General features: G+C 55.1%; 22 protein-coding genes. 13 read left to right on the forward strand and 9 right to left on the reverse strand.

Annotated elements, in window-relative coordinates; translation table 11 throughout:
- Positions 1-113: 113 nt before the first annotated feature.
- From mlaB to mlaF, 5 genes are read right to left on the reverse strand one after another with little or no spacing between them, the layout of a single operon-like run.
- Positions 114-404: a lipid asymmetry maintenance protein MlaB gene (gene mlaB / locus C7387_RS14605; protein ID WP_038256004.1), complete on the reverse strand. Its 291-nt coding sequence runs from the start codon at positions 402-404 to the stop codon at positions 114-116.
- The gene (mlaC, locus tag C7387_RS14610) at positions 404-1,039 is read right to left on the reverse strand and encodes a phospholipid-binding protein MlaC (RefSeq protein ID WP_006818110.1); all 636 of its coding nucleotides are present in this window, start codon (positions 1,037-1,039) and stop codon (positions 404-406) included. Before mlaC ends, mlaB begins: the two co-directional genes overlap by 1 nt.
- Positions 1,040-1,058: 19 nt before the next feature.
- Positions 1,059-1,613 carry an outer membrane lipid asymmetry maintenance protein MlaD gene (gene mlaD, locus C7387_RS14615; protein ID WP_006818109.1) on the reverse strand — a complete coding sequence of 185 codons (555 nt, stop codon included), beginning with the start codon at positions 1,611-1,613 and terminating at the stop codon, positions 1,059-1,061.
- 4 nt (positions 1,614-1,617) lie between these two features.
- Positions 1,618-2,400, reverse strand: coding sequence for a lipid asymmetry maintenance ABC transporter permease subunit MlaE (gene mlaE, locus C7387_RS14620; protein WP_038256005.1), 783 nt, complete (start codon positions 2,398-2,400; stop codon positions 1,618-1,620).
- A 7-nt stretch (positions 2,401-2,407) separates the two neighbouring features.
- Positions 2,408-3,223, reverse strand: coding sequence for a phospholipid ABC transporter ATP-binding protein MlaF (gene mlaF, locus C7387_RS14625; RefSeq protein ID WP_038256007.1), 816 nt, complete (start codon positions 3,221-3,223; stop codon positions 2,408-2,410).
- A gap of 212 nt (positions 3,224-3,435) precedes the next feature.
- Here mlaF and C7387_RS14630 point away from each other — a divergent pair, with 212 nt between their 5' ends.
- From C7387_RS14630 to npr, 11 genes are read left to right on the forward strand one after another with little or no spacing between them, the layout of a single operon-like run.
- Positions 3,436-4,413, forward strand: a complete 978-nt coding sequence (locus tag C7387_RS14630; protein WP_006818106.1) for a calcium/sodium antiporter — start codon at positions 3,436-3,438, stop codon at positions 4,411-4,413.
- Positions 4,414-4,427: 14 nt separating this feature from the next.
- Positions 4,428-5,414 carry an arabinose-5-phosphate isomerase KdsD gene (gene kdsD / locus C7387_RS14635; RefSeq protein ID WP_006818105.1) on the forward strand — a complete coding sequence of 329 codons (987 nt, stop codon included), beginning with the start codon at positions 4,428-4,430 and terminating at the stop codon, positions 5,412-5,414.
- A gap of 14 nt (positions 5,415-5,428) precedes the next feature.
- Complete coding sequence (gene kdsC, locus C7387_RS14640) at positions 5,429-5,995, forward strand: 3-deoxy-manno-octulosonate-8-phosphatase KdsC (RefSeq protein WP_006818104.1); 567 nt, start codon at positions 5,429-5,431, stop codon at positions 5,993-5,995.
- Positions 5,992-6,567 (forward strand): LPS export ABC transporter periplasmic protein LptC, encoded by a 576-nt coding sequence (gene lptC, locus C7387_RS14645; protein WP_006818103.1) that lies wholly within the window; start codon positions 5,992-5,994, stop codon positions 6,565-6,567. The genes kdsC and lptC overlap by 4 nt, the downstream gene beginning before the upstream one ends.
- A complete protein-coding gene (gene lptA / locus C7387_RS14650) occupies positions 6,536-7,093 on the forward strand; it encodes a lipopolysaccharide ABC transporter substrate-binding protein LptA (protein WP_006818102.1) in 558 nt (185 codons plus the stop codon). The genes lptC and lptA overlap by 32 nt, the downstream gene beginning before the upstream one ends.
- Before the next feature lie 6 nt (positions 7,094-7,099).
- The gene (lptB, locus tag C7387_RS14655; protein ID WP_006818101.1) at positions 7,100-7,825 is read left to right on the forward strand and encodes an LPS export ABC transporter ATP-binding protein; all 726 of its coding nucleotides are present in this window, start codon (positions 7,100-7,102) and stop codon (positions 7,823-7,825) included.
- Positions 7,826-7,871: 46 nt separating this feature from the next.
- Complete coding sequence (gene rpoN, locus C7387_RS14660) at positions 7,872-9,305, forward strand: RNA polymerase factor sigma-54 (RefSeq protein WP_038256025.1); 1,434 nt, start codon at positions 7,872-7,874, stop codon at positions 9,303-9,305.
- 22 nt (positions 9,306-9,327) lie between these two features.
- Entirely contained in the window at positions 9,328-9,615 is a 288-nt protein-coding gene (gene hpf / locus C7387_RS14665; protein ID WP_006818098.1) for a ribosome hibernation promoting factor, read from the forward strand.
- Positions 9,616-9,672: 57 nt separating this feature from the next.
- The gene (gene ptsN / locus C7387_RS14670) at positions 9,673-10,161 is read left to right on the forward strand and encodes a PTS IIA-like nitrogen regulatory protein PtsN (protein WP_006818097.1); all 489 of its coding nucleotides are present in this window, start codon (positions 9,673-9,675) and stop codon (positions 10,159-10,161) included.
- Positions 10,162-10,217: 56 nt separating this feature from the next.
- Entirely contained in the window at positions 10,218-11,072 is an 855-nt protein-coding gene (gene rapZ, locus C7387_RS14675) for an RNase adapter RapZ (protein ID WP_006818096.1), read from the forward strand.
- A complete protein-coding gene (npr, locus tag C7387_RS14680; protein ID WP_006818095.1) occupies positions 11,069-11,341 on the forward strand; it encodes a PTS phosphocarrier protein NPr in 273 nt (90 codons plus the stop codon). The genes rapZ and npr overlap by 4 nt, the downstream gene beginning before the upstream one ends.
- Before the next feature lie 60 nt (positions 11,342-11,401).
- On the opposite strand, the gene mtgA is transcribed toward npr, so the two are convergent.
- The 4 genes from mtgA to mnmL all read right to left on the reverse strand — a co-directional run bounded on the left by mtgA (position 11,402) and on the right by mnmL (position 16,344).
- Positions 11,402-12,127, reverse strand: coding sequence for a monofunctional biosynthetic peptidoglycan transglycosylase (gene mtgA / locus C7387_RS14685; protein WP_006818094.1), 726 nt, complete (start codon positions 12,125-12,127; stop codon positions 11,402-11,404).
- Positions 12,124-12,777 (reverse strand): isoprenoid biosynthesis glyoxalase ElbB, encoded by a 654-nt coding sequence (elbB, locus tag C7387_RS14690; protein WP_038256027.1) that lies wholly within the window; start codon positions 12,775-12,777, stop codon positions 12,124-12,126. Before elbB ends, mtgA begins: the two co-directional genes overlap by 4 nt.
- 235 nt (positions 12,778-13,012) lie before the next feature.
- Complete coding sequence (gene arcB, locus C7387_RS14695) at positions 13,013-15,346, reverse strand: aerobic respiration two-component sensor histidine kinase ArcB (RefSeq protein WP_120816955.1); 2,334 nt, start codon at positions 15,344-15,346, stop codon at positions 13,013-13,015.
- Positions 15,347-15,423: 77 nt separating this feature from the next.
- Positions 15,424-16,344, reverse strand: coding sequence for a tRNA modification radical SAM protein MnmL/YtqA (gene mnmL, locus C7387_RS14700; protein ID WP_120816956.1), 921 nt, complete (start codon positions 16,342-16,344; stop codon positions 15,424-15,426).
- A gap of 683 nt (positions 16,345-17,027) precedes the next feature.
- Here mnmL and gltB point away from each other — a divergent pair.
- Together gltB and C7387_RS14710 are read left to right on the forward strand one after the other, a co-directional pair.
- Complete coding sequence (gltB, locus tag C7387_RS14705; RefSeq protein ID WP_006818090.1) at positions 17,028-21,488, forward strand: glutamate synthase large subunit; 4,461 nt, start codon at positions 17,028-17,030, stop codon at positions 21,486-21,488.
- Between the two features lie 9 nt (positions 21,489-21,497).
- On the forward strand, positions 21,498-22,916 hold the full coding sequence (locus tag C7387_RS14710) for a glutamate synthase small subunit (RefSeq protein ID WP_006818089.1): 1,419 nt from the start codon (positions 21,498-21,500) through the stop codon (positions 22,914-22,916).
- The last annotated feature ends 38 nt before the right edge of the window (positions 22,917-22,954 follow it).

Genomic DNA, 22,954 nt, shown 5'->3' on the forward strand with positions numbered 1-22,954 from the left:
ATCTGATAGTAAAAACAGCCCATCATCTTAGAGGAAAGTGGCGCTGTCTTAAACAAGCAAAAAGCCCCATCCTGAAAATAGACGGGGCTTTAAATAATAACGTACTGAAAGATTTACGGGATCATATCCGCAGGCAGGTTATATAACTGGATAAGCGTCTGTAAATTTTCACTCTTGCCGATGACGCTCGCTTCTCTGCCCTGCGCGCGAATATCGGCAATTAAATGGATGAGTAGCGCCAGCCCTGCGGTATCGACACGGGTCACGGCAGAAAGATCTATGCTGGACGCCGCTTTAGTGGCCTGTGCACGCGCTTCCCACAGGGGCACGAGCCAGTCCTGATCCAGCTCGCCCTGTAACCGCAGACAGCCGTCTTCACAGCTCCAGCGTAGTTCATTAGCCATTATTTTTTCTGTTCCAGGGTGATCGGCTGTTTGGCGATAGACTGCAGTTCCGCCGTCAGACCGTCGATCCCTTTGGTACGCAGCAGATCGCTCCACTCGTTCTGTTTGGTGGTGATCATGCTTACGCCTTCCGCAATCATGTCATATGCCTGCCAGTTGCCGGTCTGGCTGTTCTTACGCCACTGGAAGTCCAGACGTACCGGCGGGCGACCGTTCGGATCAAGGATGGTCACGCGGATAGGCACAATAGTCGCATCGCCCAGCGGCTGTTCCGGAGCAATCTGGTAAGTCTGGCCGTGGTACATCGCCAGCGCCTGACCGTAAGCCTGCTTCAGATACTCACGGAATGCGGTGAAATAGGCTTCACGCTGTGCGGGAGTGGCGTCTTTGTAGTAACGACCCAGAACCAGCGCACCGGCATACTTAATCTGCACGTACGGCAGCAGTTCCTGATCCACAACGTCACGCAGGTAATCCGGATTGGCACGGATTTTCGGCTGTTCTGCTTTCAGACGGCCGAAGGTTTTCGCTGCCGCTTCATTCATCAGCTTGTAGGGATTGGTCTGGTCAGCCGCGGTGGCCGCCGTGAGTGGGGCAATCACCAGCATGGCGATCATCAGCAAGCGTTTAATCATCTCTCATTTCTCCCGTGATTTAATTCGTCGTGCCAGCGGCAGACGGCGCAGCGGTAGTATGGTCTCCGCTGCTTCCTTGTGCATCGCCAGAACTCTTATTGTCACTGCCTTTACTGTTGTAGAGGAACTGCCCAATCAGGTCTTCAAGCACAATGGCAGACTTCGTATCCTGGATAGTGTCGCCGTCTTTAAGAATAGCCGTTCCCAGTTCAGGATCTTCAAAGCCAACGTTCAGCGCCAGATACTGTTCGCCCAGCAGGCCAGAAGTGCGAATCGCCAGAGAACTGGTATCCGGAATATGGTTGTAGCGCTCTTCGATATCCATCTCTACGCGCGGCAGGTAGGTTTTTGGATCAAGCGTAATGTCGGAGACGCGGCCAATCACCACCCCGCCGATGCGGATCGGGGAGCGTGCTTTCAGGCCACCAATGTTGTCGAAGGTGGCATACAAGCGGTATGTTGGCTCCGTGCGCAGCGAGGTTACATTGGCTGCCTGCAGGCAGATAAACAGGGCCGCCAGCAGTGCAATCAGCAGAAAAATACCAACCCAAATTTCACTTTTTTTCGTTTGCATGAACTCAATTCCCAAACATCAGTGCCGTCAGCACAAAATCCAGCCCAAGGACTGCCAATGACGAATGTACAACCGTACGCGTTGTCGCCCGGCTAATCCCGGCCGAAGTAGGGATAGCATCGTACCCGTTAAATAATGCAATCCAGGTCACCGTAATCGCAAATACCACGCTCTTAATCAGGCAGTTAACCAGATCGAGGCGCCAGTCGACGGCGTTTTGCATCGCCGACCAGAAAAACCCGCTGTCGATACCTTTCCAGCTCACACCAACCAGTGAACCACCCCAGATACCCACGGCAACAAAGATAATAGTCAGCAGCGGCAGCGAGATTACCCCAGCCCAGAAGCGCGGTGCAATCACGCGACGCAGCGGATCCACCGCCATCATCTCCATGCTGGAGAGCTGTTCCGTCGCGCGCATCAGGCCTATTTCTGCCGTCAGCGCCGAACCGGCACGACCGGCAAACAGCAGGGCCGCGACAACAGGCCCCAGTTCACGGAGCAACGAGAGCGCCACCAGCATGCCAAGGCTTGATTCCGCACTGTAAGTGGTGAGGACCAGATACCCCTGCAGGCCGAGCACCATGCCAATAAACACCCCGGACACGAGGATAATCAGCATCGACAACACACCCACGTTGTACAGCTGGCGTATCAGCAACGGAGCGTGCCTACGAAAATCGGGTTTACCGACAACGGCATTGAATAACATTAACCCGGCGCGGCCAAAGGTGGCGGTGGTTTTAATCCCCCTGCGCCCCAACGCGGCCAGTGCATTTAACAGCATGAGCAGCTTAACTCCCTGAACCTGGTAAAAGGTCGTGACGATAATCCCCTGCAGGATAGCGGAACGGTACCGGTCCGTCAGCGATACCATCAAGGAACTGACGGACGCGCGGGTCGGTGTTTTCCTGCAGTGACTGCGCGCTACCGTGAGCGACAATCTTTTTATCGGCGACGATATAAGCGTAATCGGCAATACTCAGCACTTCCGGCACGTCGTGCGAAACCACCACACAGGTCACGCCCAGGGTGCTGTTAAGCTCTGAAATCAGTTTTACCAGCACACCCATCGTGATGGGATCCTGACCGACAAACGGCTCATCAAACATGATGAGGTCAGGCTCAAGCGCGATAGCACGCGCGAGCGCCGCACGACGAGCCATACCACCGGACAACTCCGACGGCATCAGCCTGGCAGCGCCACGCAGCCCAACCGCTTCAAGTTTCATCATGACCGTACTTCTCAGCAACGCCGGTGGCAGACGGGTATGCTCCCGCAGCGGGTAAGCGACGTTATCAAACACGTTCATGTCGGTAAACAGCGCGCCGGACTGGAACAGCATACTCATCCGCTTACGGACGGTATAAAGCCGCGAACGCGACATCTGCGGAATATTTTCCCCATCAAACAGGATTTCACCGTTATCCGGCGGAATTTGCCCGCCGATAAGCCGCAGCAGCGTGGTTTTCCCAATCCCTGACGGCCCCATGATCGCGGTGATCTTACCGCGGGGTACCGACAGTGAAATGTTGTCGAAGATCGTGCGATCGCCCCGGGAGAAACTCACTCCCTGGATCTCGACGATATTCGCTGCAGTCTGGCTCATTGGATCATCCTTTCTAAACCTCATGGGGTCAGCATGACGCGTTATTTCGCCATGAACCCATCATTTTTACAGAATCTTACCCGCACAAGTTAGCGAAAGCTGGCATTTGTTTTACTTTTACGACGCATAAAGTCAAAATTAAGAATTCGTTACGTTCTTTGGCCAGGCCTTGCGTCACGGACCGACGATTATACCTGAAGAAAGGATTTTAGATGCTCTTAGCGACGGCACTGTTAATTATTGGTTTACTTCTTGTGGTCTACAGTGCCGACCGACTGGTTTATGCCGCCTCTATTTTATGTCGATCGCTTGGGATCCCACCGCTGATCATTGGGATGACGGTAGTGAGCGTCGGAACATCACTTCCTGAGATCATCGTCTCTTTTGCAGCGTCAACCCATGGCCAGATAGATCTGGCGATTGGTACAGCCATTGGGTCGAACATCGTCAATATCCTGCTAATCCTTGGTTTAGCGGCAGTTCTTCATCCCTTTACCGTGCATTCTGATATCCTGCGACGCGAGTTGCCGTTAATGTTAGTCGTCACGTTGCTGACGGGTTGTGTTCTGTATAAAGGCTCGCTGACGCTGATGGACGGTTTTTTCCTGTTGGCGCTGGCGGTGCTGTGGCTACTGTACATTGTGAAAGTCGCTCGTCTGGCGGAACGGCAAGGTAACGATAGCCTGACCCGCGAACAAGTCGCGGAGCTACCGCGGGATGGCTCGCTCCCGGTGGCGTGCCTGTGGCTGGGAGTAGCATTAATTATTATGCCGATGTCGACCCGCATGGTGGTCGATAATGCCACCGTGCTGGCTAACTATTTTGCCATGAGCGAGCTGACGCTTGGTCTGACGATAATCGCTATTGGCACCAGCCTGCCGGAGCTGGCAACCGCGATCGCCGGCGCACGTAAAGGTGAGGACGATATTGCGATTGGCAATATCATTGGTGCCAATATATTTAATATCGCGATAGTCCTTGGCCTGCCCGCGCTGATAGCGCCGGGGGACTTCGATAATCAGGCTTTTCTGCGAGATTATGGCGTTATGGTGCTGGTCAGCATCGTATTCGCCCTGCTCTGCTGGCGCCGTAAGCGGCAGATCGGCCGTGGTGCTGGCGCGCTGTTAATTGGCGGTTTTTTCCTGTGGCTGGCGATGCTGTACTGGGTAGCACCGCTTTTTATTGAATAAATCGGAAAATCACTATGTCGCAACTAGATTTGCAACCGGATTTTGACTTTCAGCAGGCAGGACGTGAAGTCCTGGAAATTGAACGTGAAGGTCTGGCACAGCTCGATCAGTATATTAATCAGGATTTTGCTCAGGCCTGCGAGAAGATATTCTATTGCAGCGGCAAAGTGGTGGTCATGGGGATGGGCAAATCTGGTCATATTGGCCGGAAGATGGCCGCGACCTTTGCCAGCACCGGGACCTCGTCGTTTTTTGTCCACCCGGGCGAAGCGGCGCACGGCGATCTCGGGATGGTCACTCCACAGGATATCGTGATTGCGCTGTCGAACTCCGGTGAATCCAACGAGATCCTCGCGCTGATCCCGGTGCTTAAACGTCTGCAGGTACCGCTTATCTGCATGACCAGCCGTCCGGAAAGCAGCATGGCGCGGGCCGCAGACATCCACCTGTGTGTCAAAGTCCTGAAAGAAGCCTGCCCGCTGGGTCTGGCCCCGACTTCCAGCACCACTGCGGCACTGGTTATGGGAGATGCGCTCGCGGTGGCGCTGTTGAAAGCGCGCGGCTTTACTGCCGAAGATTTCGCGCTTTCTCATCCAGGTGGCGCACTGGGCCGCAAGCTGCTGCTGCGGGTTAATGACATCATGCACACAGGCGATGAAATCCCGCACGTCAGCAAAGACGCTTCGCTTCGCGATGCGCTGCTGGAAATCACCCGTAAGAATCTGGGTATGACCGCTATCTGCGATGACCAGATGCAGATCCAGGGTATTTTCACCGATGGTGACCTGCGCCGGGTCTTTGATAACGGTACCGATATGCGTAACCTCAGCATTGCCGATGTCATGACGCCGGGCGGGATCCGTATTCGCCCAGGCACCCTGGCGGTTGATGCCTTAAACCTGATGCAATCCCGCCATGTTACCTGCGTACTGGTTGCCGATGGCGACCATTTGCTGGGTGTGGTACATATGCATGATCTGCTGCGCGCAGGCGTAGTGTAATTAAGGACGAAAGAATGAGTAATGCTGGTGCATCAGTGGCGACCTGCTACGGTCCCGTGAGTGCAAAGGTGATGGCAAGCGCGGAAAATATCCGCCTGTTGATCCTCGATGTGGACGGCGTCATGTCCGATGGCCTCATTTATATGGGCAACAATGGCGAAGAGTTAAAAGCCTTTAACGTCCGCGATGGTTATGGCATTCGCTGTGCGCTGACTTCCGGCATTGAGGTCGCGATCATTACCGGGCGGAAGGCTAAACTATTAGAAGATCGTTGCGCCACGCTTGGCATCACCCACCTGTATCAGGGTCAGTCAGATAAACTGCTGGCATACCGCGAGCTGCTGGAGAAACTCTCGCTTTCTCCGCAACAAGTGGCCTATGTAGGGGATGACCTTATCGACTGGCCGGTCATGGCGGACGTCGCGCTCGGCGTTGCCGTCGCCGATGCCCATCCGATACTGATTTCACGCGCGGATTACGTTACCTATATCAACGGTGGTCGTGGAGCGGTACGAGAAGTCTGTGATTTGTTACTATTGGCACAGGGCAAGCTAGAGGAAGCCAAAGGGCAATCGATATGAGCAAAACCAGACGTTGGGTTATCATTCTGCTATCGCTGATTGCGCTGATTCTTATCGGCGTAAATCTGGCGAGCAAAGACGATACGAAGGAGATAGTCGCCAACCCTAACGAACCGACTTACAAGAGTGAGCACTCCGATACGGTCGTCTACAGCCCAGAGGGTGCGCTGACTTACCGCTTGATTGCGGAGCACGTGGAGTATTTTTCTGACCAGGCCATTTCGTGGTTTACCAACCCGGTGTTGACCACCTTTGACGTCAACAAAGTGCCAACCTGGTCAATTAAGGCCGATAAAGCCAAACTCACTAACGACCGCATGTTGTATCTGTACGGACACGTTGAAGTTAACGCGCTGACGGCAGACTCACAACTGCGTAAAATTACAACGGACAACGCTCAGATTAACTTGATCACTCAGGATGTCACGTCTGATGATCTGGTAACACTGTACGGAACCACATTTAATTCCAGCGGCCTGAAAATGCGCGGAAATCTACGCAGCAAAAACGCCGAGCTGATTGAAAAGGTTAGAACCTCATATGAAATTCAGAACACACAAACTAAGCCTTAAATTAGCGCTCGCCAGCACGCTGCTGGCGGCCAGTCTGCCGGCACTGGCGTTAACCGGTGATACCGATCAGCCTATTCATATTGAGTCTGACACTCAGTCGCTGGACATGCAGGGGAACATCGTCACCTTCACCGGTAACGTCGTCGTGACCCAGGGCACCATCAAAATCAATGCCGATAAGGTCGTGGTAACGCGTCCGGAAGGCGAAAAAGGCAAAGAAGTGATCGACGGTTTTGGTAACCCGGCGACCTTCTACCAAATGCAGGACAGCGGCAAACCGGTGAAAGGTCACGCCTCTAAAATGCATTATGAACTGCAGAACGATTTCGTGGTGCTGACCGGCAATGCGTATCTTGAACAGCTCGACAGCAACATTACAGGCGACAAGATAACCTACCTGGTCAAAGAGCAGAAAATGCAGGCCTTTAGCGATAAAGGCAAACGCGTGACCACCGTTCTGGTACCGTCACAGCTGCAGAACAAAAACGGCAACAGCCCGGCTCCGGCGCAAAAGAAGAGTAACTAATTCGTTATGGCAACATTAACTGCAAAGAATCTCGCCAAGGCTTATAAAGGCCGCCGCGTGGTGGAAGATGTCAGTCTGACCGTCAACTCCGGCGAGATTGTGGGCCTGCTTGGCCCTAACGGTGCGGGTAAAACCACCACCTTTTATATGGTGGTCGGCATCGTTCCACGCGACGCGGGTAATATTATCATCGATGATGAAGATATCAGCCTGCTGCCGCTGCATGCCCGCGCCCGTCGTGGCATTGGCTACCTGCCGCAGGAAGCGTCCATTTTCCGCCGTCTGAGCGTGTACGATAACCTGATGGCTGTACTGCAGATCCGTGACGATCTCAGCAACGAACAGCGCGTCGATCGCGCCAACGAGCTGATGGAAGAGTTCCACATTGAGCACCTGCGCGACAACCTCGGTCAGGCGCTTTCCGGTGGTGAACGCCGCCGTGTGGAAATCGCCCGCGCCCTGGCTGCCAACCCGAAATTCATCCTGCTTGATGAACCTTTCGCCGGTGTAGACCCGATCTCCGTTATCGACATCAAACGCATTATCGAGCACCTGCGTGACAGCGGTCTCGGTGTCCTGATAACCGACCATAACGTCCGCGAGACGCTGGCCGTCTGTGAGCGAGCTTATATTGTGAGCCAGGGACACCTCATAGCTCACGGAACGCCAAAAGAAATCCTCGAAGATGAGCATGTTAAGCGCGTCTACCTTGGGGAAGACTTCAGACTCTGATAGGGTAGTGTCATTGTTGTAACTCCTGGAGATTAATGACCTGAACATGAAGCAAGGTTTGCAGTTAAGACTCAGCCAACAGCTCGCCATGACGCCGCAGCTGCAACAGGCCATTCGCCTGCTACAACTCTCGACGCTGGAGCTTCAACAAGAGCTTCAGCAAGCGCTGGAGAGCAATCCGTTGCTTGAGCAAACCGATCTTCACGATGAGGTCGACACCACGGAGACACCGGACAAGGAAACCCTTGATACCGTTGACGCCCTCGAACAAAAAGAGATGCCGGAAGAGCTTCCGCTCGACGCCAGCTGGGATGAAATCTACACCGCCGGAACGCCGTCTGGCACCGGCGCGGACTACATCGACGACGAACTGCCGGTCTACCAGGGAGAGACCACTCAGTCACTGCAGGATTACCTGATGTGGCAGGTGGAGCTGACCCCGTTCTCGGATACCGACCGCGCCATTGCCACCTCGATTGTCGATGCGGTCGATGACACCGGATACCTCACTATTTCCGTTGAGGATATTCTGGAAAGTATCGGCGACGACGATGTCGGTATCGAAGAGATTGAAGCCGTGCTCAAACGCATTCAGCGCTTCGATCCGGTCGGCGTGGCGGCGAAGGATCTTCGCGACTGCCTGCTTATCCAGCTCTCCCAGTTCAGCAAAGAGACACCGCGTCTGGAAGAGGCGCGGCTCATCATTAGCGATCATCTCGATCTGCTCGCCAATCACGACTTTCGCTCCCTGATGCGTGTTACACGTCTGAAAGAAGAGGTGCTGAAAGAGGCGGTGAACCTGATCCAGTCGCTGGATCCACGCCCCGGGCAGTCAATTCAGACCGGAGAGCCGGAATATGTCATCCCCGACGTGCTGGTACGCAAGATGGGTACCCGCTGGGTCGTAGAGCTCAACTCCGACAGTATCCCGCGCCTGCAGATAAACCAGCAGTACGCAGCCATGGGTAACAACGTGCGCAACGAAACTGACGGTCAGTTTATCCGTAGCAACCTGCAGGAAGCGAAGTGGCTCATCAAGAGCCTGGAAAGTCGTAACGACACGCTCCTGCGCGTCAGCCGCTGCATCGTCGAGCAGCAGCAGGCCTTCTTTGAACAGGGCGAAGAGATGATGAAACCGATGGTACTGGCCGATATCGCCCAGGCCGTCGAGATGCATGAATCGACGATTTCACGCGTGACAACGCAGAAGTATCTGCACAGTCCGCGCGGTATTTTTGAGCTTAAATATTTCTTCTCAAGTCACGTGAATACCGAGGGCGGCGGCGAAGCCTCTTCTACGGCAATTCGCGCACTGGTGAAGAAGTTAATTGCCGCGGAAAATCCCGCGAAACCACTGAGCGACAGCAAGCTAACCTCTATGTTGTCTGAACAGGGCATTATGGTGGCCCGCCGTACCGTCGCGAAGTACCGAGAGTCTCTGTCCATTCCGCCATCAAACCAGCGTAAACAACTGGTCTGATAAAACTGATAAGGAAGACACTATGCAGCTCAACATTACAGGACACAACGTCGAAATCACCGAGGCATTGCGCGAATTTCTTAATTCGAAATTCAGCAAACTCGAACAATATTTCGACAGGATCAATCAGGTCTATATTGTGTTAAAAGTGGAGAAAGTGACCCATGTGTCAGACGCCACCCTGCATGTCAACGGTGGTGAGATTCATGCCAGTGCGGAAGGTCAGGATATGTATGCTGCGATTGACGGTTTGATAGACAAACTGGCGAGACAGCTGAACAAGCATAAAGATAAACTAAAACAACACTAATTGTCCGAGCACTCGCCTGATACAGACCTCTGCATCAGGCGATGCTCAGGTGAAATTATGATGAACAACGATTCGGCTCTTCAACTGAGCAATGTCCTTAACCAGGAATGTACCCGTAGTGGCGTCCACTGCCAGAGTAAAAAGCGCGCGCTGGAAATTATCAGCGAGCTGGCCGCCAAACAGCTAAGTCTGCCCCCGCAGGTGGTGTTCGAAGCCATTCTCACCCGCGAAAAAATGGGCAGTACCGGTATCGGTAATGGCATTGCCATTCCGCACGGTAAACTGGAAGAGGATACGCTGCGCGCCGTTGGCGTCTTTGTGCAGCTGGAAACCCCGATTGCGTTCGATGCCATCGACAACCAGCCGGTGGATCTGCTTTTCGCCCTGCTGGTCCCTGCCGATCAGACGAAAACGCATCTGCATACGCTATCGCTGGTGGCCAAACGTCTGGCGGATAAGACTATTTGCCGGCGCCTGCGGGCTGCACAAAGTGATGAAGAGCTCTACCAAATCATTACGGAAGCCGAAGGCAGTGATGATGCGTAAGAGGCAGATTACAGGATGATGTGTTTACCCTTTTTCGTACTGAGGAGAAACGGTACATGGTACTGATGATCGTCAGCGGTCGTTCAGGCTCGGGGAAATCCGTCGCCCTGCGCGCGCTGGAAGATATGGGTTTCTACTGCGTGGACAACCTGCCGGTAGTGCTGTTACCCGAGCTTGCCAAAACGCTGGCTGACCGCGAGATCTCGGCTGCCGTCAGCATCGACGTGCGTAACATGCCCGAATCCCCGGAGATTTTCGAGCAGGCGATGAACAACCTGCCGGACGCGTTCTCTCCACAGCTGCTTTTCCTCGACGCCGATCGCAATACGCTGATTCGCCGTTACAGTGATACTCGCCGTCTGCACCCGCTCTCCAGTAAAAATCTGTCGCTGGAAAGCGCTATTGATGAAGAAAGCGCCCTGCTGGAGCCGCTGCGCTCACGCGCGGATCTTATTGTCGATACATCAGAGATGTCGGTGCATGAGCTGGCAGAAATGCTGCGTACTCGTCTGCTTGGCAAACGCGAGCGTGAGCTGACAATGGTGTTTGAATCCTTCGGCTTCAAGCACGGTATTCCGATTGATGCTGATTACGTGTTCGACGTTCGTTTCCTGCCGAACCCGCACTGGGACCCTAAGCTGCGTCCAATGACCGGCCTGGACAAACCGGTAGCGGCCTTCCTCGACAGGCACACAGAAGTTCACAATTTTATCTACCAGACCCGCAGCTATCTCGAGTTATGGTTACCGATGCTGGAAACCAATAACCGAAGCTACCTGACGGTTGCCATCGGTTGTACCGGCGGTAAGCACCGTTCGGTGTATATCGCCGAGCAGTTGGCCGACTATTTCCGCTCCCGCGGGAAGAACGTTCAGTCACGTCACCGGACGCTGGAAAAACGTAAAACATGACCGTAAAACAGACCGTTGAGATAACCAACAAGCTGGGCATGCACGCTCGCCCAGCCATGAAGTTGTTCGAACTGGTTCAGGAGTATGACGCTGAGGTGCTGCTGCGCAACGATGAAGGCACCGAAGCGGAAGCCAGCAGCGTTATCGCGCTGTTGATGCTGGATTCCGCAAAAGGTCGCCAGATTGAAATAGAAGCCAGCGGCCCGCAGGAAGTCGAAGCGCTGGCGGCGGTCATCGCACTGTTTAACGCCGGTTTTGACGAAGACTAATCAGTGAAAACCAGGTCGGATAAGACGGTTACGTCGCTATCCGGCCTCCCCACCAATTCATTAGTGCAGCTTATTGTCCTGCATAAATCCTTCCCCTCCGAGCTGTCGCATCTGACGCAGGATCCACGCCTGGCGGCTGCGGACATACCCTGAAGGCGCACTGGCTTTATAGCGCAACGGGGCGGGCAAAACCGCGGCCAGTAGCGCAGCTTCTGACATTGTTAAACGACTGGCGGGCTTATGGAAATAGCGCTGTGAGGCTTCTTCAACCCCGAAGACCCCTTCACCAAATTCGGCGACGTTAAGGTACACCGTCAGGATCCGCTTTTTGCTCCAGACGGTTTCAATCCCCACCGTCAGCCCCGCTTCAAGGCCTTTGCGCAGCCAACTACGACCGTCCCACAAAAAAACGTTCTTCGCTGTCTGCTGCGAAATGGTGGAGGCACCGCGAACGCGCGAGGTGTTACGCTCGTTGTGCGCCAGCGCTTTTTCGATAGCGGCGACGTCAAACCCCCAGTGGTCCGGGAATTTCTGATCCTCGGCGGCAATCACCGCAAGCCCCATCCACGGTGATATCTCATCCATGCCCACCCAGTCTGAGTGGGCAACATAGCCAAAATCACCGCGCATCCAGGCACCCAGTTGACGCTCAATCATCACTGCGGAGAAGGGCACCGGCAGCACGCTGAACAGTACAATACCACCGCCCCAGAATACCGCCAGCACCAGCAGAACACGGATAATCAGGCGTTTTGCCCATGCCAGCGGGGAGCGACCTCGACTCATTCAGCCAGAACCAGCACACGGGCGACCAGCTTATCAATACCGGTCGCCGCTTCCGCAATGTTCTGTGCCAGCATGTATGCCGGCGTGGTCACGACTTTATGGTCTTCATCCACAACAATGTCATCAACCGGGCATGGTACATGTTCCGCTCCCATCGCTTCGAGTACTTCCGCAGTGTCGATATCGGTACCAATAGTGATACGCAGCGGGAAATCGAAAATCTTCGGCAGCATCGCCGGGGCGATACACATAAAACCAAGCGGTTTACCCGCCGCATGCATTGCCTGTGAAAGCGCCAGAAGGTCAGCATCAACCACACATTCGGCACCCTGTGAGGCAAAATTGCTCAGGTTTTTAGCCGCACCAAAGCCACCGGGAACCACCAGCGCATCCAGCTCGCTGGCACTGGCGCTCGCCAGGGGGCGGATCGCGCCACGGGAAATACGTGCGGCTTCAATAAGCACATTACGCGTTTCCGCCATTGGCGCACCGGCGAGGTGATTGACCACGTCAGACTGGCTTTTATCCGGCGCAAAACAGACTGCTTCAGCGCCAGCACGGGAAATTGCCAATAGCGTCAGGACTGCTTCATGAATTTCTGAGCCGTCATAAACGCCACAACCACTCAGCACGACACCTACTTTTTTCATCTCTCGATCCTTAATCAAAACTGGATAAAGCCAATTAAATATTCTGATTTAGTCGCCATGCTTCACACATTTTACTGATTCACGTAACAAAATATTTAAGATTTGCTATCTTAATGGGCGTGCAATCCGAATCCTCAGGTTGCGTCCGAGTATTATCATTCCAACAATCAATCCCGGCGCAGCCACGATTTCCCTGGTGTTGGCGCAGTATTCGCGCACCCCGGCCTGGCCGGGGTCATTTTTTTCCAGCCTGAGCAACCCACGCCTTCAGCATTTCAACGTCCTGTTGCCATTCGCTTTTCATCTCTTCAACCCATTCACCAACGTTATCCCACCAGGCGGGCAGATCGGGAGACTGGATCTGTTGACCCAGCTGCTGGATGTGACGAAGGCCTACGGAGCCCGCAGCACCTTTGATTTTGTGTCCTTCTTCCACAATGCCTTTCTGGTCCCGGGCGGTGAGATTAGACTCCAGAACCGCGAGATACCCCGGCATCATCTTCTCGAACACGGCAAGGCCGTCGGTAATCAGTTTTGGTCCCACCAGCTCGATATACTGCTGGAGCATATCGGTATCCAGTACGGTCTGCGTTTTGCTGCTGTCGGTCGCTGTCACTACGTCCTCCTCTTCACAGGTATCCCAGAACTTCTTAATAATAGAGGTCAGCGCCGGGACGGACAGCGGCTTACTCAGCACGTCGTCCATTCCGGCATCAAGATATTCTTTTTTGTCTTTCAGTACGTTAGCCGTCAGCGCCACCAGCGGCGGCAGCTCATCGGACTGATAGCGCTGCTTCAGCTCGCGGGAAATATCCAGCCCGGTCATGTCCGGCAACTGAATATCCAGCAGCACCAGGTCATATTCACCCGGGGCAAACATCTCCAGCGCGGCTTTCCCGGTCATCGCCACATCCACGCTGTTGCCAAGTTTCTCAAGCACAGAGCGGGCTACAATGACGTTCAACTCAATATCTTCAACCAGCAGCACATGCAGAGCCGGCAGCGGCATATCGTCATCTTCAAGAGTGCCATCAACTTCTTCCGCCACCGCAGGCGCATGCACGGTTAAAGTAAAGACGGAGCCATGGCCCGGCCGGCTACTGACGGTGATATCCCCGCCCATGTTTTTCGCCAGTCGACGCGAAACGGCAAGACCAATACCGGTCCCTGTCGCCGGTTTGCCACCGTGACTGTCTTTCACCTGATAGTACATGGCGAAGATCTTATCCTGCTCGTTCTGCGGAATACCGATCCCCGAGTCTTCCACCTCGAAGTGCAGCATATCGCCTTCATCGTAGCGCACGCGCACTGCAACGTTCCCTTGCTGAGTAAATTTGACGGCGTTGCTAATTAAATTCCACAGGATCTGGCGCAGGCGCGTACCGTCGGTAATGACCTTATGCGGCAGCGGCTGAGCGGGCTCCATCACAAAGCGCAGACCTTTCTGCTGCGCCTGCAGGCCGGAAAGGTTTTCGAGGTCTGCGAGGAAGCTGGTGAAGTCGACCGGCTGGTTATCGAGCTGAACCTTGCGGCGCTCCATCTTGTCCATGTCGATGATGTCGTTAAAGATGTTGCCTAACGTCACCGCCGATACGTGAATGGTTTTCAGGTATTTTTCCTGCTCACTGGTGAGATCGGTATCCAGCAGAATACGGCTTAAGCCGACGATGCCGTTCAGCGGTGTGCGCAGTTCATGGCTGATGGTCGAAATGAAGGTCGTCTTGTCGCGGCTGGCGCGCTCAAGCGCATCCTGATAGCGCTTACGCTCGGTAATATCGCGGCCAAATCCCATCAGACCATGGCGTTTCCCCACCCGGTCGTAATACGGCACTTTACGAATTTCGAAGCAGGCTTTGCGTCCATCCGGATAGTCCAGCCACTGCTCATAGGTCAGCGACACGTTATGGCGAAACACCTTCTCGTCGGTTTCCATCACCTTCGCCGCCGCCTCTTCGCTGTATACGTCCTGCGGCTTCAGATTAACCAGCTGTTTTTCACTCTTCCCGGTTAACAGCTCCATCGCCCGGTTACAGCCGGAGAACTCTTTATCTTCATTACGATAGAAAACCAGGTCGGGAGAGGCATCGAGGAAAGAACGCAGGAAAGAGGATTGCTGTTCGAGCTGAATCTGCGCTTCTTCACGCTCTTTCATTTCAATTTTCAGACGTTCAAGGGTCGCCTGACGCTCAGCTTCCGCTTTCTCACGATCGCTGATTTCCTGGTTCAACTGCGCAATGTTGTCTTTTAGCTGAACGTTGAGCTTCAGGTCACGCTCGCGCATCTCTTCAAGTTTTTCAACAAGCCGGGACAGGCGCTGACGCGACTCTTCAAGCTGCTCTACCACCACCGAGAGGAAATACACCGCCCAGGGCGTGATTAACAACCCAAAGAAGATTGAACGGATAACGTCAATGCTCTCAACCTGGCCGTGCAGCACCATGGTCACGGCCATCTGCACCACAATCGCCAGCACCACCAGCGCGAGTGCAAGCAGCATGGAAAAACGCACCAACCCGAGCTTCATCATCAGGTCGACGTAATACTGCGCAAGTAAACGGATTTGCTTCATAGGGGATCCCTTCGCCACATCTTCGCTCAATAATACCCAATTCTGAGCGAGGCGTTGAAGGAAGTGTAAAAAATGCGTTATGGGATCCAGCAAGAACCGACGGCAGATCCCTGAACACCATGAGCATTGAGGTATTTGTCGAGCTCTACCATCCCGGTCCAGCGGTTTTCACACCACAGTGGAGCGAGCAGCGTTGGCCGCCGCGCGCTGGCGGAAATACGATGATAGACCACCTCTGCCGGGGTGTGACGAATCATCTCTCCGGCGGTCACCGTGTATTCATCAAGCGCAATACCGTCAAGCCTGCCCGCTGCCCACGCCTTCGCCATGATACTGCCGGTGACGATGTGTAACGGGTGCAGCTTAATACCGTCAACACCGGTATCAACAACCCGTTCAAGAGTTTGCAGACACTCGGTTTGTCCTTCACCCGGCAGACCAACAATCAGATGTGAGCACACCTTCAGCCCCCGTGCCCGCGCCAGTCGGGTGGTATTCTGATAACAGGCAAAATCATGGCCGCGGTTAATGCGATGCAGAGTTTTATCATGTGCCGACTGCAGGCCCAGCTCCAGCCAGACTTCATAGCCCTGCTCGTGGTAATCGCTCAGCAAATCAAGCACGGCTTCAGGAACGCAGTCCGGACGCGTACCAACGCACAGGCCAACGATGCTCGCCTGGGCCACGGCCTGTTGATACATCGAGCGCAGCACCTGCACTTCCGCAAAGGTGCTGGTGTAGGCCTGGAAATAGGCCAGATAACGTTTAGCCCGGTTCACCCTCAGAGCCTGATGCGCCAGCTGTTCGGCAATAGAGCTGTGCTGCTGCGCTTCATCAGCAAAGGAGGCGACATTACAGAAGGTACAGCCGCCACGGCCGATGGTGCCATCGCGATTCGGGCAACTGAACCCACCGTGCAGCGTGAGTTTATGAACCTTTTCGCCATAACGGCGCGTAAGATCCCCACCAAACATATTGACTAATTTCTGTAACTGCATAATCTGGTAAACCGGCCTCAACAAAGGGGCCAAGCCTGCCATTTTTACGCTCTGTTGGCGATGACCTGGATCAATCGCCACGGCCGCCTTTTATTTATTGCATATTCAAGCACAATTACTGCAACTTCATTCAGCCTAAAGGCAATGACTTTTACTTATGTCAGAACGCTTTTTTTCACTATTCTTCGGCATGGTAAAAAACAGAGGCATGAAGCGACTTTAGCAGCATTACCAGGATAAAAATCTGTCGGAAATGTCGACTTTAGCACACTAAAGGGCTAATACCGCTTTCATACAGTGAGACAGATCACACTCAATCGCCACTTCCCTGACAGAATCTTTACGATAAAATTACTGATATATCATTACTTATCATTAACATAACTACCTGCTAGCACATTTTTCTATCAATAAGTTTGCCATTTGACCTGTGTGCAGATTCCCGATAAGTTGGAAATCCGCTGGAAGCTTTCTGGATGAGCGCTCTGCTCATCATATTTATGCAGTAATTGAGATTCCCTCTGAAGCAAGTCCTCAATACTTGTGCACCGATGCGAAAAGGATACTAGAGGGCGAATGCGAGGCAGGTGTATGAAACACCGAACCCCGTCGCCATGCCCTTGCTGCGCCTGCGCGCAATCGGTTCGGAGGTCGTCCCGTAGAGCCTGGGGAGGTTCACTGATATGTTGTACGATAAATCCCTTGAGAAGGATAACTGTGGTTTCGGCCTGATCGCCCACATAGAAGGCGAACCTAGCCACAAGGTAGTGCGTACCGCCATTCACGCACTGGCCCGTATGCAGCACCGTGGAGCGATCCTCGCCGATGGTAAAACCGGCGACGGTTGCGGCCTGCTGTTACAAAAACCGGACCGTTTCTTCCGCCTGGTGGCTGAAGAACGCGGCTGGCGTTTAGCCAAAAACTACGCCGTCGGGATGATTTTCCTGAACAAAGACGCTGAACTGGCAAGCGCTTCCCGCCGTGTGGTGGAAGAAGAACTGCAGCGTGAAACGCTGTCGATTGTCGGCTGGCGTGACGTGCCGACCAACGAAGGCGTGCTCGGCGAAATCGCCCTCTCCTCCATGCCGCGCATCGAGCAAATCTTTGTTAACGCCCCGGCAGGCTGGCGCCCGCGCGATATGGAGCGTCGTCTATTCATCGCTCGTCGCCGTATCGAAAAACGTCTGCAGGAAGACAAAGACTTCTACGTCTGTAGCCTGTCTAACCTCGTGAACATCTATAAAGGTCTGTGTATGCCGGCGGATCTGCCGCGCTTCTACCTGGATCTTGCGGATCTGCGTCTGGAGTCGGCCATCTGCCTGTTCCACCAGCGCTTTTCCACAAACACCGTGCCGCGCTGGCCGCTGGCACAGCCGTTCCGCTATCTGGCACACAACGGCGAGATCAATACCATCACCGGTAACCGCCAGTGGGCCCGCGCCCGTACCTATAAATTCCAGACTCCGCTGATCCCGGATCTGCAGGACGCTGCGCCGTTCGTCAACGAAACCGGCTCCGACTCAAGCTCCCTCGACAACATGCTCGAGCTGCTGCTGGCAGGCGGAATGGATATCGTGCGCGCCATGCGTTTACTGGTGCCGCCTGCCTGGCAGAACAACCCGGATATGGACCCGGAGCTGCGCGCCTTCTTCGACTTTAACTCCATGCACATGGAGCCGTGGGACGGCCCGGCAGGTATCGTCATGTCCGACGGTCGCTTTGCTGCCTGTAACCTCGACCGTAACGGCCTACGCCCGGCGCGCTACGTCATCACCAAAGACAAGCTCATCACCTGTGCCTCAGAAGTCGGCATCTGGGACTACCAACCGGATGAAGTGGTTGAGAAAGGCCGCGTGGGCCCGGGCGAGCTGATGGTTATCGACACCCGCGGGGGCCGGATTCTGCACTCGGCGGAAACCGATAACGATCTGAAGAGCCGTCACCCGTACAAAGAGTGGATGGAGAAAAACGTCCGTCGCCTGGTGCCGTTCGAAGATCTGCCGGATGAAGACGTCGGCCACCGCGAGCTGGACGACGATATGCTCGCGAGCTTCCAGAAACAGTTTAACTACAGCGCGGAAGAGCTGGACTCGGTTATCCGCGTGCTCGGTGAAAACGGTCAGGAGGCTGTAGGCTCGATGGGTGATGATACCCCGTTCGCCGTGCTTTCCAGTCAGCCGCGCATCATTTACGACTACTTCCGTCAGCAGTTTGCGCAGGTGACTAACCCGCCAATCGATCCGCTGCGCGAAGCACACGTGATGTCCCTTGCCACCAGCATTGGCCGCGAGATGAACGTGTTCTGCGAAGCAGAAGGCCAGGCGCACCGTCTGAGCTTTAAATCGCCGATCCTGCTGTTCTCCGACTTCACCCAGCTCACGACCATGAAGGAAGAGCACTACCGCGCTGACCGCCTGGATATCACCTTTGATGTCACCGAGGCCACACTGGAAGAGACGGTAAAAGCGCTGTGTGACAAAGCCGAACAAATGGTCCGCAACGGCACCGTTCTGCTGGTGCTCTCGGACCGGAATATTGCAAAAAACCGTCTGCCGGTACCGGCGCCGATGGCGGTGGGCGCTATCCAGACTCGTCTGGTAGATAAGAGCCTGCGCTGCGACGCCAACATCATTGTCGAAACCGCAAGTGCCCGTGACCCGCACCACTTCGCGGTGCTGCTGGGCTTTGGCGCGACGGCTATCTACCCGTATCTGGCCTACGAAACGCTGGCAAAACTGGTCGACAGCAAAGCTATCGACAAAGACTACCGCACGGTGATGCTGAACTACCGTAACGGCATCAACAAAGGCCTGTACAAAATCATGTCCAAAATGGGCATCTCGACCATCGCCTCCTACCGTTGCTCGAAGCTATTTGAAGCGGTTGGCCTGCATGCCGACGTTTCTGGTCTTTGCTTCCAGGGCGCGGTGAGCCGTATCGGCGGTGCTGGCTTCGACGATTTCCAGCAGGATCTGCTGAACCTTTCCAAGCGCGCGTGGCTTGCCCGCAAGCCGCTGGCTCAGGGTGGGCTGCTGAAGTACGTTCACGGCGGTGAATACCACGCCTACAACCCGGACGTGGTGCGCACCCTGCAGCAGGCGGTGCAGAGCGGTGAATACAGCGATTATCAGGAATATGCGACGCTGGTGAACAACCGCCCCGCCGCCACCCTGCGCGATCTGCTGGCGCTGAACCCGGACGGTACCGCCGTCAGCCTCAACGATGTCGAACCGGCAAGCGAGCTGTACAAACGCTTTGATACCGCCGCGATGTCCATCGGCGCGTTGAGCCCGGAGGCTCACGAGTCGCTGGCGGAAGCAATGAACAGCATCGGCGGTAACTCCAACTCCGGCGAGGGCGGTGAAGATCCGGCTCGCTACGGCACGAATAAAGTGTCACGCATTAAGCAGGTGGCCTCGGGTCGCTTCGGCGTGACTCCGGCGTATCTGGTCAGCGCCGACGTGATTCAGATTAAAGTGGCTCAGGGCGCGAAGCCGGGCGAAGGCGGTCAGTTGCCGGGTGATAAAGTCACCCCATACATCGCAAAACTGCGCTACTCCGTCCCGGGCGTCACGCTGATTTCACCACCGCCGCATCACGATATCTACTCGATTGAAGATCTGGCGCAGCTGATTTTTGACCTCAAACAGGTCAATCCAAAAGCGATGATCTCAGTGAAACTGGTGTCTGAACCGGGCGTGGGCACTATTGCCACCGGTGTGGCAAAAGCCTATGCGGACCTCATCACCATCGCCGGCTACGACGGCGGCACCGGTGCAAGCCCGCTTTCCTCCGTGAAATACGCGGGATGCCCGTGGGAGCTGGGGCTGGTGGAAACGCAGCAGGCGTTGGTTGCCAACGGTCTGCGCCACAAGATTCGTCTGCAGGTGGACGGCGGTCTGAAAACCGGCCTCGACATCATCAAAGCGGCAATCCTTGGTGCGGAAAGCTTCGGCTTCGGTACCGGCCCGATGGTGGCGCTGGGCTGTAAATACCTGCGTATCTGCCACCTGAACAACTGCGCGACCGGTGTTGCTACCCAGGACGATAAGCTGCGTAAAAATCACTACCATGGTTTGCCGTTCAAAGTGACGAACTACTTCCAGTTCATCGCCCGTGAAGTGCGTGAGCTGATGGCCGAGCTTGGCGTAACGCGCCTGGTTGACCTGATTGGCCGTACCGACCTGCTGAAAGAGCTGGAAGGCTTCACCGCCAAACAGCAAAAACTGGATCTCGGCAAACTGCTGGAGACTGCTGAACCGCACCCGGGGAAAGCGGTGTACTGCACCGAGCACAACCCGCCGTTTGATAACGGGGTGCTTAACGCTCAACTGCTGCAGCAGGCGAAACCGTTCGTTGATGACAAGCAGAGCAAAACATTCTGGTTTGATATCCGTAATACTGACCGCTCCGTTGGCGCATCTCTCTCTGGTTATATCGCCCAGACTCACGGCGACCAGGGCCTGGCGGCGGATCCTATTACCGCTCACTTCAGCGGTACCGCCGGGCAAAGCTTCGGCGTGTGGAACGCCGGCGGCGTTGAGTTGTACCTGACTGGCGATGCCAACGACTACGTCGGCAAAGGCATGGCAGGTGGTCTGCTGGCGGTACGTCCGCCGGTGGGTTCTGCCTTCCGTAGCTGTGATGCAAGCATCATCGGTAATACCTGTCTGTACGGTGCCACCGGGGGTCGCCTGTATGCGGCGGGCCGCGCGGGCGAACGTTTTGGCGTGCGTAACTCTGGTGCCATCACCGTCGTCGAAGGCATTGGCGACAACGGCTGTGAATACATGACAGGCGGTATTGTCTGCGTGCTCGGTAAAACCGGCGTCAACTTTGGCGCGGGCATGACCGGTGGCTTCGCTTACGTACTGGATGAAGACGGTGACTTCCGCAAACGCGTGAACCCGGAGCTGGTGGAAGTGCTGGCGGTAGACACGCTCGCTATCCACGAAGAGCACCTGCGTGGGCTTATTACCGAGCACGTGCAGCATACCGGCTCTTCGCGTGGAGAGGAGATCCTCGCCAACTGGCCAGCGTTCTCAGCGAAGTTTGCCCTGGTTAAACCGAAGTCCAGCGATGTCAAAGCACTGTTGGGTCACCGTAGTCGTAGCGCAGCTGAGCTGCGCGTGCAGGCGCAGTAAGGAATTCAGATGAGCCAGAACGTATATCAATTTATCGACCTGCAGCGCGTTGACCCGCCGAAGAAAGCGCTCAAGATCCGCAAAATTGAGTTTGTGGAGATTTACGAGGTGTTTTCCGAAGGCCAGGCCAAGGCGCAGGCAGACCGCTGTCTTTCGTGCGGCAACCCGTACTGCGAGTGGAAGTGCCCGGTGCATAACTACATCCCGAACTGGCTGAAGCTCGCCAACGAGGGGCGTATTTTTGAAGCCGCCGAGCTGTCGCATCAGACTAACACTCTGCCGGAAGTCTGCGGCCGCGTGTGCCCACAGGACCGCCTGTGCGAAGGTTCCTGTACCCTGAACGATGAGTTTGGCGCCGTCACCATCGGCAACATCGAACGCTATATCAACGATAAAGCGTTCGAAATGGGCTGGCGTCCTGACATGACTGGCGTTCGCCAGACCGACAAGAAAGTGGCGATTATCGGCGCTGGCCCGGCGGGCCTCGCCTGCGCCGACGTGCTGACCCGTAACGGCGTTAAAGCGGTGGTATTCGACCGTCATCCGGAAATCGGCGGCCTGCTGACCTTCGGGATCCCGGCCTTTAAGCTGGAAAAAGAGGTGATGACCCGCCGTCGCGAAATCTTCACCGGAATGGGTATCGAGTTCAAACTTAACGTCGAAGTCGGTCGTGACGTGCAGTTAGACGACCTGCTGAAAGAGTACGACGCGGTATTCCTCGGCGTTGGCACCTATCAGTCTATGCGCGGTGGTCTGGAGAATGAAGACGCAGACGGTGTATTTGACGCCCTGCCGTTCCTCATCGCCAATACCAAGCAGATTATGGGTTACGGTGAAACCACCGACGAGCCGTATGTCAGCATGGAAGGTAAGCGCGTGGTCGTTCTTGGCGGGGGTGATACCGCGATGGACTGCGTACGTACCTCCGTTCGCCAGGGCGCGACTCACGTTACCTGTGCCTATCGTCGTGACGAAGAGAACATGCCGGGTTCAAAACGCGAAGTGAAAAACGCGCGCGAAGAAGGTGTCGAGTTCCAGTTCAACGTGCAGCCTTTAGGCGTTGAGGTGAATGCTAACGGTAAGGTAAGCGGTGTGAAAATGGCGCGTACCGCAATGGGCGAACCGGATGCCAAAGGCCGTCGTCGCGCGGAAATCGTTGCGGGCTCAGAGCACGTCGTCCCTGCTGACGCGGTAGTAATGGCGTTTGGTTTCCGCCCGCACAGCATGAGCTGGCTGGAGAAACATAGCGTTGAGCTGGATCCACAGGGCCGCATCGTGGCGCCGGAAGGCAGCGAGAATGCCTTCCAGACCAGCAACCCGAAAATCTTCGCCGGTGGTGACATCGTGCGCGGTTCGGATCTGGTGGTTACCGCGATCGCCGAAGGTCGTAAAGCGGCGGACGGCATCCTGAACTACCTGGAAGTTTAAGCCACAGCGAGTGGGGGTTTACTGCCCCCACTCGTTCA

Source organism: Yokenella regensburgei (genome assembly GCF_003634235.1).
Classification (GTDB): Bacteria; Pseudomonadota; Gammaproteobacteria; order Enterobacterales; family Enterobacteriaceae; genus Yokenella; species Yokenella regensburgei.